Genomic DNA, 12,991 nt, shown 5'->3' on the forward strand with positions numbered 1-12,991 from the left:
CCTTGAAGTGAAAGTGAAATGAGTGAGTTAGGCGTTGTCGCCGAGCAGGTGACCCATGCGGTCCACCTTGGTCTGGCGGTAGAACGCGTTCTCCGGCGTCGCGCCAACATGGTGAGGGACGCGCTCGGCCACCACGATGCCGGAGGCGCGCAGGCCCTCGACCTTGGCCGGGTTGTTGGTGAGCAGCCGGACGGTGTCGAGCGAAATGTCCGCCAGGATTGCCGCGGCGGCACTGTACTCCCGGCGATCAACCGCCAGGCCCAGGTCCGTGTTCGCGTCCACCGTGTCGCGGCCCTGATCCTGAAGCGCGTACGCCTGAATCTTGGCCAGGATGCCGATGCCACGGCCCTCATGGCCGCGTAGGTACACCACGGCCCCGCCCTCTTTCACGATGCGTTCGATCGCGTGGTCGAGTTGCGGTCCGCAGTCGCATCGCAGGGAGCCGAAGGCGTCGCCGGTGAGGCACTCCGAGTGCACCCGCACCAGCGGCGTGATGCCGGGATGGCTGGGCGCGATGAGCGCCACGTGCTCGTCCCCGGTGCGGGCGTCGCGGTAGCCACGAATCTTCAGCTGACCGTGCTTGGTGGGCAGGACCGACTCGCCCTGGAACACCACGCGGTGAGGCGCGGGCTCGATCGCCAGCGGCTCGTCGCCCTTGAACTTGCGGTACTCGATGAGGTCGGCGATGGTCATCAGAATCAGGCCCTCGCGATCAGCGAGCTCGCCGGCGTTACCCAACCGCATCATCGTGCCGTCGTCGTTCACCAGCTCCGCGATGACTCCGACGGGCTCGAGCCCGGCGAGGCGGCACAGGTCGACCGCGGCCTCGGTATGGCCGGGACGATGCAGCACTCCCCCGGCGACTGCGCGCAGGGGTAGGACGTGACCCGGGCGGATGACATCGTCCGGGGACGCCTCCGGCTCGGCGAGCACTTGCAGCGTGCGCAGGCGGTCGGCGGCGGAGATCCCGGTGGTGACGCCGCTCGCGGCGTCCACCGACACTGTGTAGGCCGTACGTCGCGGGTCCTGGCTGTTAGGCACCATGAGCGGCAGGTTCAAGGCGTCGGCCTTGGGTCCCGGCATGGGAGCGCACAGGTATCCACTTGAGTGCCTGATTCCCCAGGCGACCCACTCCACCGTGGTGGTCTGGGCGGACATGATGAAGTCGGCCTCGTTCTCGCGGTGACGCGAGTCGGCGACCAGCACCGGGCGGCCGGCGCGCAGCTGCTCGAGCGCGCTCTCGACCAGCGCGATTGCGTCGTGGGGCTCGCAGTCGGAATCGTGTTCCGAGTCTGCGGGGTTGACGTCCGGGAGGTCGGTCATGAACGGTCTCCGAACATCTTCTCGACGTACTTGGCGATGATGTCGACCTCGACGTTGGCGACGAACCCCACCGCGGCCTCGCCGAAGGTGGTGTCCGCGAGCGTCGTGGGGATCAGCGAGACCGTGGCGCGGTTGCCCTCTAGCGAGGCCACCGTGAGCGACACGCCATTGAGCGCGATGGAGCCCTTGACGACCACGTAGCGGGCGATGGACTCAGGAATCTCAAAGGTGAGGTCGTCCCAGTCAGGGTGCGAGTCGCGTGCGACAAGGGTGGCGGTGGCGTCCACGTGCCCCTGCATGAGGTGCCCGCCCAGGCGGCCGTCGGCGCGCATCGCGCGCTCGAGGTTCACCCGCTCGCCCACGCCGATTGCGCCCAGCGACGTGGTCTCGCGCGTCACACGCATGACGTCGGCGATCCACTCTTCGCCCGAATGCTTGGCCACGGTGAGGCAGACGCCGTTGACGGCAATCGACTCGCCGTGGGTTAGGTCCGACCCGAAGCCCGGCGAACTAATAGCTAACTGCGACTGCGCGCCGTTCTCGGAGACTGCAGTGATGGTGCCGATTGACTCGACTATCCCGGTAAACATCAGGTTCCTTTCGCCACATGTGCGATGACAAGCGTATCCGCGCCCAGCTGGCGCGTTGACACGTCCTGTCCCCTCAACGCCCTGTTCATGGTTGTGATTCCCAGATCGCCGACGGCGGTGGTTCCCGAGCCCAGGATGACGGGCGCGACGTACACGTGAATCTCGTCTACCAGGCCTGCAGCCAGGAATGCGGTGGTCACCCGCGCGCCGCCCTCGATCAGCACGGTGCGCATCTCTCGACGCTGCAGCTCCTCCAACACCTCCGCCGGGTCGTGGGTGTGTACCGCCACGACGTTGTCGTCGCGCCAGACCTTGAGCGCTTGGCCGTCGCCCGGCTGCGCAGGCTCCGTGGCCGTCGCGGGCCTACCGGGCGCCGTGACGGTCGACCGGGTGTCCCGCAACCCCATGACCACGCGCAGCGGCTGGTGGCCGGTCTCGTGGCCACCGGGGCGGGCGGACAGCGACGGGTTGTCGATCAGCACGGTGTTGGTGCCCACGACTATTGCGTCCACCTCGCCGCGGACGGTGTGGGCGTGATCCCGGGACTCGTCGCCGGTGATCCAGAAGCTGGTGCCGTCAGCGGCCGCGGTCCGCCCGTCCAGCGTCACGCCCCACTTGGCGATGACGTAGGGGCGGCTCCTGCGCATGGCCGCCAGCCAGCGCTCGTTAAGCTTCTCCGCCGCCTCATTGGGCACGAACAGCGCATCCATCCCGCCGTCGCGCAACAGAGCGCCGCCGCCCGCCGCCTCGGGGTTGGGGTCCTCGACCGCGTAACGCAGGGCGCCGATGCCCGCGTCGTGCAGCGCCTGCGTGCAGGGGCCCGTGCGTCCCGTGTGGGAGCAGGGCTCCAGCGTGACGTACGCGAAGGCGCCCACCGCGTTGTGGCCTCGCTCACGCAGGTCCCTCAGTGCCGCGACCTCGGCGTGTGCCGTGCCGGCGCCCTGGTGGTATCCCTCTCCCAGCACGGTGCCATAAGGGTCGGTGATCACGCATCCGACGCGCGGGTTGGGGCCGTGGGCTGGGCCGAGGGCCGCGAGCTCGACGGCGCGAGAGAAGGCCTCTACCGTGCGCATTCCGGAGGCAGTCGTTCTCCACGCGGGTCTGTCCGCTGGCAGGTCAGTGATGGTGCGCTCCACTCACGGCGCCCTGGGCGATTGAGCGCAGCGCGGCGATGGCATCGGCGGGGAACGGCTCGCCGTAGACGGCGGACCCGGCCACCAGGACGTCGGCGCCGGCGGCGGCCACGCTGGGCGCGGTCGCGGTCGCGATGCCGCCGTCCACCTGAATCCACGGTGCGACGGTGAGCTCGCCGGAGGCGACCGCGGCATCGGCGGCCGCACGGACGGCCTCGATCTTGGGCAGCATGTCCGGCATGAAAGCCTGTCCGCCAAAGCCCGGCTCCACGGTCATCACGAGCACCATGTCGAATTCCTTGAGGTCGTCGAGGATCACCGACGCGTCCGTGCCGGGCTTGAGCGCCACCGACGCCCGCACGCCGAGTGCGCGCAGGTCGCGAGCGATCGCCACAGGGTTCTTGGCCGCCTCGTAGTGGAAGGTCACCGACGCGGCGCCGGCCTCCGCGTAGCGTGGGGCCCAGTAGTCCGGGTTCTCGATCATGAGGTGCGCGTCCACGGGGATGGGCGACACCTGCACGATGCGCTCGACGATGGGCAGCCCGAGCGTCAGGTTGGGCACAAAATGGGCGTCCATCACGTCGACGTGGAGCAGGTCCGCCGTGGAAACCCTGGCGATGTCTCGCTCGAGGTTTGCGAAGTCGGCGGAAAGGATGCTGGGAGCAATCTGAATAGCCATGCTCCGAGCCTACTGCCTGGTGGGGCGCGTGAGCCCGGACCCTACGAGATGGGCCGGCGCAGCAACGACAGGAACATCGCGTCGGTGCCGTGCGCGTGCGTCCATAGCTGGACGTGCGGCCCGTCGCCCCACGTGTCCGCGTCCCGCGCGGTCACCGCGGCGACGGCGTCACGCGCGTCGATCTGCTCGAGTCCCGCGGAGCCTCGCACTGACTCGACCACCTCTCGGGTCTCCGCGAGGACCGGCGAGCACGTCATGTACGCGATGATGCCGCCCGGGCGCACCAGCCTGACCGCCGACGCGAGAAGCTCGCGCTGAAGCTCGGCGAGTTCCGCCAGGTCCTGCGGGCTGCGGCGCCAACGCGACTCAGGCCGGCGACGCAGGGCGCCGAGCCCGGTGCACGGAGCGTCCAGCAGCACGCGGTCGTAGGAGCCGTCCGCGCCCCAGGTCCGGCCGTCGCCCACGTGGACGTCGACCACCCCTCTGGGCAGCGCCCTGATGGCCTGACGCACCAGCTTGGCGCGGTGCTTGTGAAGTTCGAGCGCGTCCACGGTGGCGCCGTACTCGCCGGCGATTCCGCCTAGTAGCGCCGTCTTGCCGCCCGGGCCCGAACACATGTCGAGCCAACGCTCGCCCTCGACGACGTCCTGCGCGGCCACCATCGCGGTGGCGACGATCTGGCTGCCCTCGTCCTGCACCGCGACGGTGCCGTCGAGTACGCCCGCGATGGAACCGGGGTCGCCTCCCGACAGCGCGACGCCGTACGGCGACAACTCGGTGACGTCCGCCTCTTCGATGCTGTCTGCCACGTCGAAGGGGTTCGCGAGCCCGGGCCGGGCCACCAGGGTCACGCGGGCCGGGGTGTTGTTGACGTCGAGTAGGTCCTCGAGCTCCTCGCCGCGCCCGTCGGCGGAAAGCGAGTTCGCCAACTCGTTCACCACCCAGGTGGGGTGCGAGTACCGCACGCCGAGCGATTCCCGAGAGGAGCCGGGGGCCACCAACTCGAGCCACTCCTCGGGCGTGCGCTCGGTCACGCGTCGCATCACCGCGTTCGCGAACTTGGCCGCGCCCACGTTCGACTGCGCCTTGACCGTCGCGACGGTCTCCGACACCGCGGCGTGAGGGGGCACCCTCATCGCGAGCACCTGGTGGACTCCCATCCACAGTGCGGCGCGCACGTCGACGTCCAGCGTCGAGGGCGCTCGCTTGGCCGCGACCGCGATGATCTCGTCGTAGAGGCCCTGCATGCGCAGGGTGCCGTAGGCGAGTTCGGTCGCGAACGCGGCGTCGCGGCCGTGCAGGTCCGCCGCGCGCAGGATGGACGGCATCAGCAGGTTCGCGTACGCGTCGTCACGCGTCACGTTCAGCACGCACTCGTAGGCCGCGGAGCGCGCCTTGTCACTCGTGGCGGCAACCACGCGGCGGTGAGAGGCCTCCGCAGCCTGCTCTGGATCGACGGAACCGTGCTCGTTGCTCATGAGTCTCCCAAGATGGCGGCGTCGCCCAGCCGGGCGCCTCGCCACCAATCAGATGCTTGCATTGGCTTCTTGCCGGCCGGCGCGATCCACGACAGCGCCACCGGGTGCGTCCCCGTACCTACCAGCACGGCGCCCTTGTGGCCCTGCTCCGCCGCGTCCGATGCCGCCGCGGACTCGTCGCCGCCGTCCGCAGCCTGGTCGTCGGCCGCCAGGCGCACCTGCCCGGGGACGGTGGTCGCGGCGCCGGGAACCGGCGTGACGGGGCCGAGCTTGGCCACCGTGCCGTCCGGCAGGGTGGTCCACGCGCCGGGGGCCGGGGTGCAGCCCCGGATCTGGCGGTCCACGACGTGGGCGGCTAGCTCCCACCGGACGTAGGCGTCCTCACGGGTCAGCTTGTGCGCGTAGCTCACGTCCTGGTCACCCTGGGCCAGCGGTGAGGCCTGGCCCATGTCGAGCGCTGTCAGCGACTGCACCATCAGGGGTGCGCCGGCCTCTCCCAGGCGCTCCAGCAGGTCGCCGGAGGTGTCGGTGGCGCGCAGGAACTCGGTGAGCGTGCCGATCACTGGGCCGGTGTCGAGGCCCTTCTCGATCACGAACGTGCTGGCGCCGGTGATCTCGTCCCCGGCCATGATGGCGCGCTGGACCGGCGCGGCGCCGCGCCACTGGGGCAACAGCGAGAAGTGGAGGTTCACCCACGCCAAGCGCACGGCGTCGAGGAGCTCGGGCTTGAGGATCTGCCCGTAGGCGACCACGGCGGCCGCATCGGCGTCCAGGGCGGCGATCTGCGCCACGACGTCCGGCGCGGAGGCCTTTTCCGGAGTTAGGACGGGGAGCCCGTGTTCCAGGGCGGCCACCTTGACGGGGCTGGGGTGCAGCGTCTTGCCGCGCTTTCCCCTGGCATCGGGCTGAGTGAGGACCGCGACCACCTCGTGCTCGCTGGCGATGAGGGCCTCGAGGGTGGGGACGGCAATCTGTGGGGTACCGGCAAAGATCAGACGCATGTGACCATCGTAGGCGGCGGCATTGCCCGCGACCTACCGGGCCGCGCTAGACCTCGAGGGGACCGTCGACCCGCAGTCGCAACTCGCCTTCGCCGGACTTGGACATCTCGAGTTGAACGGACCTCACCGCGTCGACCGTCGCCGCGGTGACCCTGCGTGACATGAGCAGCGTGACGCCGTCGCGGGACGGCACTACGGTGATGTCGGGGTGGCGCTCGATCCGCTCCCCCTCCACGGGGACGCTGAGGGCGAGCGTCAGACTGGCGTCGTCGCCTACGACGGAGAGTGTCCTGCGCGCGGGGGGCAGGCCCAGGCTCGCGCGCTCCGTGTAGGCGTCGCGCGCGGCGTCGCCAGGGGCCCAGGACACGATCGCGTGGCGCACCTCGTCGGGGAGGTCCCCCACCAGGGTGACCGCTCCCCCGTGCTCGCGCGAGCGGACCAGGGCGGCGATGTTGAGCCACCAACGGATTGCCTGAAGTTCAGCGCCAAGGCCGCCCGATGCCGGGGCGTCTGCTCCCACCACCACGGCGTGCGCGTAGCCGCCGCGAACCGCGGGCAGCGCGCCAGGAGTCGCGACCACGATTCCCTCCGTGATCTGGTCGTCAGGCAGCGTGCCAACCGCCGCCGCGGACACGTGGACGGGCGTCGACTTCGCCATCACGCGAACCTGCTCGGCGATGCGTTCGACTCCCTGTCGCGCCTGCTTCACCGCGCTGGAATGGCATTCGGCGCAGTGCCAGTCGGCCTGCACCGCCTTGCAGTCCACGCAGACCAGTTGCGCGGAGAGACTGGCCTGGCTCAGCGACCCCTCGCACGCCCTGCACTGCGCCCACGTGCCGCACTCGGCGCACGTGACCGCTCTCACGTAGCCGGCGCGCGGGACCACGATCGCGACGGGGCCCTTGGTCAGGCCCTTGATGACGGACCGCCAGGCGCTGCCAGGCATCCAGTGCCATCCGGAACCGCCCTCGGCCTCGCGCCGCTCGCCGGTGAGGACGTCGACCGTGGGCGTGTGCGCGCGAACCGTGGACCGCGGGGCGCTGTGCATCTCCGCCCAGCCGTGGGCCACGAGAGCCATCGCGTCCACCCCGGGCGCGTAGGCGCCCAGCAACGCGCCGGCGCCGTTGAATTCCGCGCGCATGGCAGCAAGGGTGCGGGCGTGTGGGTACGGAGCGTGCGGTTCGTCGAACACTGAGGACGCGTCATCCCAGATGGTGACCAGCCCCAACTCGGGGACGGGTTGCATGACGGCCGTGCGGGTCCCGACCACCAACCCCACTCGGCCGTGCATGGCCGCCAGGTAAGAGGCGTAGCGCGCGGTGGCGCCGTCCTCGGAATCCACGACGGCAAAGTGTCCGCCCGAACGGGCATTCCACCGGGTGAGACCGGCCTCGATCAGCGCGGCCTCGATGCGCAGCACCGCGCGTCCGTCGGGCACCACGATGATCGCGCTGAGTCCCTTCGCGGCCACCTCGACGGAGGGGGCGACGAGCGCGGCAGCGGGAATCGACGCCGGAGCTAGCGGATCCGGCAGCGCCTCCCACATCATGCGCGCGCCCGCGGCGATCTGCACGTGCGGCAGACCGGCCGCCTCCGCGGCCCCGCGCAGGTTCTGGGCCGCGGCCTTGAACGGGCTCGTGCCGAACAATGTCGAGTCCCAGTCGCGGGACTCGACGCTCGCCACTCGCGGCGGGGCCATGAGCCGCAGCACGTCCCAGAGCGATCCGCCGTATCTTCGCGCGACGCCGCGGGCGAACTCGAGCGAGTCCGGAGTGTACGAGGGAGACGCGGCAGCAGAGTTTAACGGCGCCAGGTTGCCCGCAAACTGCGACGAGTCCGAGACCGCGGTGACGACCGCGTTGATGAGCCGGCCCGCGAATCGGATGCGCACGCGGGTTCCCACTTGCACCACCCCGTCCAGCTTCGCGGGGATCTCGTAGTCGAACGGCCTGTCCAGGTGAGGCAGCGCGCTGTCGATGCAGACGCTGGCCACCCTCAGCGGGGGCGCGCCCTCAGCCGCGCTCGCGGCCTTGGCACTCGCGCGCTTGGCGGCACTCGCGCGCTTCTTGTCGACGGCCTTACCCGCCTTGACTGCCTTCGTAGGCGGAGCGAGGGAAACGGGCGCGGCGAAGAGCCCGCCGTCGTCCACGTCGACGTCGGCGGGAAGCACATTCAGCCCCTCGGCGGCCATGTTTCCTATTGTGTCGCCTTCTTAACTCACCGCGCTGAGGAGCGCATCCACACGGTCGGTCCGCTCCCACGTGAAGTCGGCGAGCTCGCGGCCAAAGTGGCCGTAGGTCGCCGTCTGGCGATAGATGGGGCGCTGGAGGTTCAGGTCCGCGATGATCGCCTGCGGGCGCAGGTCGAATACCTCGCGGATCGCGCGGACGATGGCGCCCTCGTCGACGGTGGCGGTGCCGAAGGTCTCGACGTACAGGCCGACGGGGTGAGCGGTGCCGATCGCGTAGGCGACCTGTAACTCGCAGCGTCCCGCGAGTCCGGCGGCCACCACGTTCTTGGCCACCCACCGCATCGCGTAGGTCGCGGATCGGTCGACCTTAGACGGGTCCTTGCCGGAGAAGGCGCCGCCGCCGTGGCGCGCCATCCCGCCGTACGTGTCGACGATGATCTTGCGGCCGGTCAGGCCGGCGTCGCCCTTGGGGCCGCCGATCTCGAAGATGCCGGTGGGGTTGATGAGCGAGCGGTGTCCCGTCGCATCCAGGTCGTACGCCGCGAGCACCGGCGCAATCACTGCCTCCTCGATGTCGCCGCGCAGGGTGTCCATGCTCATGCCCTCTGCGTGCTGGCTGGAGACCACGACCGTGTCGACTGACACCGCAGTCGCGCCGTCGTAGCCGATGGTGACCTGCGCCTTGCCGTCGGGGCGTAGCCCTGGCACCGTGCCGTCGCGGCGAACCTGCGCAAGACGCTGGGTGAGGCGGTGGGCGATCGAGATGGGCAGCGGCATGAACTCGGGAGTGTCCTGGCACGCGTAGCCGAACATGAGGCCCTGGTCCCCCGCCCCCAACTGCTTGTCGTCAACATCGGTGGCGGAGCCGACGCCCCGCCAGATGTCGGGAGACTGCTCCCCGATGGAGACTGAGATGCCGCACGAGTCGCCGTCAAAGCCCACCTTGGAGGAGGTGTAGCCGATGTCGTTCACCACGGCCCTGATGGTGCCGGGGATGTCGACGTAGGCCTCGGTGGTGACCTCGCCGGCCACGTGGACCAGCCCGGTGGTGACCATGGTCTCTACCGCGACTCGGGAAAGCGGATCCTGGCGCAGCATCTCGTCGAGGATCGCGTCCGAGACCTGGTCACAGATCTTGTCGGGGTGACCTTCGGTCACGGATTCGGACGTGAAGAGACGCAGATTTGTCATGCGAGCCAGCATAGCCGGGGCGTCCGACTCTCATCACGAGGGTGAGGCGCGCATGCTGACTATCCGGTCGAGCACGGCGTGCGCGACGGCCAGCTTGGACCCGCTCGCCTCGGCGATGGCGACACCGTTGACGTCGAGCATGGTGACGGAGTTGGGCACATCTCCAAAACCCTGGCCCGCGCCCACCGGGTTCAGCACCAACAGTCCCGCGCCCTTGCGGCGGGCCTTGGCCGCACCGTGCTCGAGCACGGTCGCGGTGGAGTCGCCGGTCTCGGCCGCGAAGCCCACCACCGTCTGGCGCTCGTGACGATGCGCCACCAGAGCGGCCAGGATGTCCTCGGTGGGTTCCAGTTCGAGCGTGAGGCCGGAGTCCCCGTTCTTCTTGATCTTGGTCTGGCTCACCACGCGTGGCCGGAAGTCGGCGACCGCAGCCGCCATGATCACCACGTCGGCGCTGGGCGCCGCGCTCGTCACCGCATCGGCCAGCTGGGCGGTGGTCTCGACGTCAATACGCTCGATGCCCTCCCCTGCGGGCAGCACCACGTTGGCGGCGATCAGTGTCACCTTGGCGCCCCGCTCGGCGGCGGCGTGCGCGAGGGCGAGACCCTGGTGCCCGCTGGACCTGTTGCCGATGAAGCGGACCGCGTCAATGGGCTCGTGGGTGCCGCCGGCCGTGACCAGGACGCGGACGCCATCTAAATCGCCCCAGCCCGCATCGTCCGCCGCGGTTGCCGCGAGCGGGATGGCCTGACCGTCGGCCACCGCGTAGAGCGCCGCCACCAGCTCTTCGGGTTCGGGAAGACGACCTGGACCCGAGTCGGCACCGGTGAGGCGACCGACGGCGGGCTCGATCACGTGGACCCCCCGCTCGCGCAGGGTGCTGACGTTGGCCTGCGTGGCCAGGTTGGTCCACATTTCCGTGTGCATGGCCGGCGCGACGACGATGGGCGCCTGGGTGGCGAGCAACGCGTTACCGAGCAGGTCCTTGGCGTTGCCATGAGCCATGGAGGCCAGGAAATCCGCGGTCGCGGGGGCGATCAGCACGATCTGGGCCTCCTGGCCCAGCCGCACGTGCGCCACGGACGGCACGTCCTCAAAGGTCTCGGTCGGGGCAGAGTGCCCGGACAGCGCCTCCCACGTCGCCCGCCCAACAAAGTTGAGCGAGGCGGCGGTGGGGACGACACGTACTGAGTGGCCGTCTTCGCGGAGCCGGCGCAGTACGAGCGCCACCTTATAGGCGGCGATGCCGCCCGTCACGCCCAGGAGGACGCGCATCAGCTATCTGTGTTGGTGGGACTGACGCGTTACGCGTCGTCGCCCAGCACCAACAGCGAGCCTTCGTTGATCTCGCGCAGCGCGACCGAAAGCGGCTTGTCCGTCGTGTCGGCGGGAACCAGCGGTCCCACGTTCTCGAAGTGACCCTCGCCGAGCGCCTCGTAGTACGAGTTGATCTGGCGCGCACGCTTGGAGCTGTAGATCACCAGGGCGTACTTGGAGTCGACCTTTTCGAGCAGCTCGTCGATGGGCGGGTTGGTAATTCCGATGGGATTTGCAATCGTTCCAGCCACAATAACTCCAATGCTTAAGGGGGTGCTTGGGTGAGCGTACGCGCTCAAACTTCCACTATCTTACCGCGAAGGTAGCAAGAGGCGCTCCAGGGCGCCGGCCGCGTCTATGACGTTGTCGTTCACGATGACCTCGTCGAATTCATCCTGGGCGGCGAGTTCGTCTTTAGCGGTGGCCAGCCGCCGCTCACGCTCACGCTCGTCCTCGGTGCCACGGCCTACCAACCGGTCCACCAATACCTCGAATGACGGCGGCGCAATAAACACCTGCAGCGCCTCCGGCATGGACTCGCGCACCTGGCGCGCTCCCTGCAGGTCGATCTCCAGGATGCACGGAACGCCGTCCGCGAGCTGGCTGTCGACGGCGCCGCGCGGTGTGCCGTAGCGGTGACCGCCAAAGACGGTCGCCCACTCGAGCAGCTCGCCCTCGTCGATCATCCGGGAGAACTCGTCGTCGCTCACAAAGAAGTAGTGCTTGCCTTCAACCTCGCCCGGCCGCGGGTCGCGCGTGGTCGCGGACACCGATAGCCACACCTCGGGGTGTCGGTCCCTGAGCGCGCGCACCACCGTGCCCTTGCCTACCCCGCTGGGGCCGGCAAGAACGATGAGTCGGTTCACCGAGCCTCGCGCTCGAGGAGCGCCTCGACCTGGTGGGTGCCTAGCCCACGAACGCGACGCGCGGCTGAGATCCCGATCTCCTCCATGGTTATCGCGGCTCGCTTGGGGCCAACCCCAGGCAGGCACTGCAGGAGGTCGTGGACGCGGATGCCCGCGAGGGCCTCGTCCGCCTTGGCGCGAGTGATGGCCTGCGAGAGGGTCATCTCACCGCGGGACAGTTCCTCTTTAAAGACGCGCCGGGCGGAGCGTACTGCCGTTGCCTTGACGAGGGCCGCGGCGCGCTGTTCGTCGCTGAGTTCTGGAGTAGCCACTGTGTCTCCTTCTTATTGAAGCGAATAGTCCCGAGTGTTTAGGACGGGGTTTGCAGGAGTGATTGTGCTTCGGTCGAGGCCGAGTCGATGGCCTCCACCAAGCGTTCAACCGACGGGCCAGCCTGCAACACACCCCGTGATTGATTGACGAGTACGCACCTTCGTGCGTTCCCGAACACCTGCTCAAGTTCGGCAGGCCCTGCCCCCTGTGCCCCTACTCCGGGTGCCAAGATCGGCCCGTTGAGAGACGACAAATCTATGCCAAGATCGCTTACCGCGGTACCAACGGTCGCTCCGACCACCAGGCCGATGCTGCCCATCGGTTCCGCGCCAGCGTTCAGCGCGGCGGCCGCCTTAACAACGGCGCCCGCCACGGAGCCGCCATCGGGAGCAGTCGCGTGTTGCACGGTACGTCCCTCTGGGTTAGACGTCAGCGCCAGCACAAAAATTCCCTTGCCGTGCTTTTCTGCCAGGTCGAATGCTGGTTGCAGCGAGCCCACACCCAGGTACGGCGACACTGTCAGCGAGTCGGATTCGAACGGCGCGCCGGGCACCAGGAAGGCCTCGGAGTACGCCTGCATGGTGCTGCCGATGTCGCCGCGCTTGGCGTCCAGAACCGTCAGCAGCCCCACCTCGCGGCAGCGGCCCAGCAGGTTCTCCAGCACGGCCATGCCGCGTGAGCCGTGCCGCTCAAAGAAGGCTGCGTTGGGCTTGACGGCTGCCGCGCGACCCTGGGCGGCGTCGATGACCGCGTCGGAGAACAGCTGAAGCGAATCCGCGTTGTCGGGCAGGTTCCACGCCGCGAGCAGGCCGGGGTGCGGGTCGATTCCCACGCACAGGGGTCCGTGTGTCCGCATGGCGGACGCGAGCCGGGTTCCGAAAGCCACCACAGCCTCCTCATCAAGTCATCG

Annotated in this window: 13 protein-coding genes; all 13 read right to left on the minus strand. The window is 69.2% G+C overall.

Annotation, left to right across the window (positions count from 1 at the left end; all coding sequences use genetic code 11):
* Positions 1-27 precede the first annotated feature (27 nt).
* The 13 genes from ribA to pyrF are packed head-to-tail and all read right to left on the minus strand — an operon-like array spanning position 28 to position 12,937.
* Positions 28-1,323, minus strand: coding sequence for a GTP cyclohydrolase II (gene ribA, locus ACQU6B_RS06660; RefSeq protein ID WP_430866762.1), 1,296 nt, complete (start codon positions 1,321-1,323; stop codon positions 28-30).
* Positions 1,320-1,913: a riboflavin synthase gene (locus tag ACQU6B_RS06665; RefSeq protein ID WP_430866763.1), complete on the minus strand. Its 594-nt coding sequence runs from the start codon at positions 1,911-1,913 to the stop codon at positions 1,320-1,322. Before ACQU6B_RS06665 ends, ribA begins: the two co-directional genes overlap by 4 nt.
* Positions 1,913-3,049, minus strand: a complete 1,137-nt coding sequence (ribD, locus tag ACQU6B_RS06670) for a bifunctional diaminohydroxyphosphoribosylaminopyrimidine deaminase/5-amino-6-(5-phosphoribosylamino)uracil reductase RibD (RefSeq protein WP_430866764.1) — start codon at positions 3,047-3,049, stop codon at positions 1,913-1,915. The genes ACQU6B_RS06665 and ribD overlap by 1 nt, the downstream gene beginning before the upstream one ends.
* Positions 3,030-3,725 carry a ribulose-phosphate 3-epimerase gene (gene rpe / locus ACQU6B_RS06675; protein ID WP_430866765.1) on the minus strand — a complete coding sequence of 232 codons (696 nt, stop codon included), beginning with the start codon at positions 3,723-3,725 and terminating at the stop codon, positions 3,030-3,032. The genes ribD and rpe overlap by 20 nt, the downstream gene beginning before the upstream one ends.
* Positions 3,726-3,766: 41 nt before the next feature.
* Positions 3,767-5,203, minus strand: coding sequence for an RsmB/NOP family class I SAM-dependent RNA methyltransferase (locus ACQU6B_RS06680; protein WP_430866766.1), 1,437 nt, complete (start codon positions 5,201-5,203; stop codon positions 3,767-3,769).
* Positions 5,200-6,204 carry a methionyl-tRNA formyltransferase gene (fmt, locus tag ACQU6B_RS06685; protein WP_430866767.1) on the minus strand — a complete coding sequence of 335 codons (1,005 nt, stop codon included), beginning with the start codon at positions 6,202-6,204 and terminating at the stop codon, positions 5,200-5,202. The genes ACQU6B_RS06680 and fmt overlap by 4 nt, the downstream gene beginning before the upstream one ends.
* 46 nt (positions 6,205-6,250) lie before the next feature.
* Entirely contained in the window at positions 6,251-8,395 is a 2,145-nt protein-coding gene (locus ACQU6B_RS06690; RefSeq protein ID WP_430866768.1) for a hypothetical protein, read from the minus strand.
* A gap of 21 nt (positions 8,396-8,416) precedes the next feature.
* Positions 8,417-9,586 carry a methionine adenosyltransferase gene (gene metK, locus ACQU6B_RS06695; protein ID WP_430866769.1) on the minus strand — a complete coding sequence of 390 codons (1,170 nt, stop codon included), beginning with the start codon at positions 9,584-9,586 and terminating at the stop codon, positions 8,417-8,419.
* Between the two features lie 33 nt (positions 9,587-9,619).
* A complete protein-coding gene (gene coaBC / locus ACQU6B_RS06700) occupies positions 9,620-10,861 on the minus strand; it encodes a bifunctional phosphopantothenoylcysteine decarboxylase/phosphopantothenate--cysteine ligase CoaBC (RefSeq protein WP_430866770.1) in 1,242 nt (413 codons plus the stop codon).
* Positions 10,862-10,890: 29 nt separating this feature from the next.
* Complete coding sequence (gene rpoZ / locus ACQU6B_RS06705; RefSeq protein ID WP_430866771.1) at positions 10,891-11,154, minus strand: DNA-directed RNA polymerase subunit omega; 264 nt, start codon at positions 11,152-11,154, stop codon at positions 10,891-10,893.
* Positions 11,155-11,214: 60 nt separating this feature from the next.
* A complete protein-coding gene (gene gmk / locus ACQU6B_RS06710) occupies positions 11,215-11,769 on the minus strand; it encodes a guanylate kinase (protein WP_430866772.1) in 555 nt (184 codons plus the stop codon).
* Complete coding sequence (gene mihF, locus ACQU6B_RS06715; RefSeq protein WP_430866773.1) at positions 11,766-12,080, minus strand: integration host factor, actinobacterial type; 315 nt, start codon at positions 12,078-12,080, stop codon at positions 11,766-11,768. Before mihF ends, gmk begins: the two co-directional genes overlap by 4 nt.
* Positions 12,081-12,118: 38 nt before the next feature.
* Complete coding sequence (gene pyrF, locus ACQU6B_RS06720; RefSeq protein WP_430869224.1) at positions 12,119-12,937, minus strand: orotidine-5'-phosphate decarboxylase; 819 nt, start codon at positions 12,935-12,937, stop codon at positions 12,119-12,121.
* Between the last annotated feature and the right edge of the window lie 54 nt (positions 12,938-12,991).

The organism is Demequina aurantiaca, from assembly GCF_050598105.1.
Taxonomy (GTDB): domain Bacteria; phylum Actinomycetota; class Actinomycetes; order Actinomycetales; family Demequinaceae; genus Demequina; species Demequina aurantiaca_A.

Bases quoted from the DNA above. Each gene is read 5' to 3' on its own strand.
- rpe (WP_430866765.1), bottom strand. From the start codon at position 3,725: ATGGCTATTCAGATTGCTCCCAGCATCCTTTCCGCCGACTTCGCAAAC.
- ACQU6B_RS06680 (WP_430866766.1), bottom strand. From the start codon at position 5,203: ATGAGCAACGAGCACGGTTCCGTCGATCCAGAGCAGGCTGCGGAGGCC.
- ribA (WP_430866762.1), bottom strand. From the start codon at position 1,323: ATGACCGACCTCCCGGACGTCAACCCCGCAGACTCGGAACACGATTCC.
- fmt (WP_430866767.1), bottom strand. From the start codon at position 6,204: ATGCGTCTGATCTTTGCCGGTACCCCACAGATTGCCGTCCCCACCCTC.
- ACQU6B_RS06690 (WP_430866768.1), bottom strand. From the start codon at position 8,395: ATGGCCGCCGAGGGGCTGAATGTGCTTCCCGCCGACGTCGACGTGGAC.
- pyrF (WP_430869224.1), bottom strand. From the start codon at position 12,937: ATGCGGACACACGGACCCCTGTGCGTGGGAATCGACCCGCACCCCGGC.
- metK (WP_430866769.1), bottom strand. From the start codon at position 9,586: ATGACAAATCTGCGTCTCTTCACGTCCGAATCCGTGACCGAAGGTCAC.
- ACQU6B_RS06665 (WP_430866763.1), bottom strand. From the start codon at position 1,913: ATGTTTACCGGGATAGTCGAGTCAATCGGCACCATCACTGCAGTCTCC.
- coaBC (WP_430866770.1), bottom strand. From the start codon at position 10,861: ATGCGCGTCCTCCTGGGCGTGACGGGCGGCATCGCCGCCTATAAGGTG.